This is a genomic window from Streptomyces hilarionis, from assembly GCF_024539675.1.
Taxonomy (GTDB): Bacteria; Actinomycetota; Actinomycetes; order Streptomycetales; family Streptomycetaceae; genus Streptomyces; species Streptomyces hilarionis.
Map to the genome: position 1 here is coordinate 1 of NZ_JAHHIT010000469.1, position 416 is coordinate 416.

Annotated in this window: 1 protein-coding gene; it reads left to right on the forward strand. The window is 57.9% G+C overall.

The features are described 5' to 3' along the window. The coding region (locus tag KMS84_RS43975) for a chromate transporter (RefSeq protein ID WP_256921360.1) at positions 1–383 on the forward strand (383 nt) is incomplete at its 5' end. Between the last annotated feature and the right edge of the window lie 33 nt (positions 384–416).

The window sequence follows — 416 nt, forward strand, 5'->3', positions numbered from 1 at the left end:
CCTATGTCTCGCAAGTGTTCGGGGCTGATCAGGTGTTTCTGGCCGGAGCTGTCGCAGCTGCCCTGGTGACCTGGTTCACCTTCTTACCTTCGTTCCTGTTCATCCTTGCGGGTGGCCCTCTGGTTGAGTCGACCCACAACGAACTCAAGTTCACTGCACCGCTTACCGCCATCACCGCCGCCGTAGTTGGGGTGATCCTCAATCTGGCGTGCTTCTTCGGGTATCACGTGCTTTGGCCGAAAGGCTTCAGCGGTAACCTCGACTGGCCCTCTGCATTGATCGCCATCGCAGCCGCAATAGCATTGTTCCGCTTCAAGCGCGGCGTCATTCAGGTACTGATGGCCTGTGCGCTCGCTGGTCTGGCAGTACATCTGTTGCGCTAGCGATCACGAGCGGATTAAACAGCGTCCGTCAGA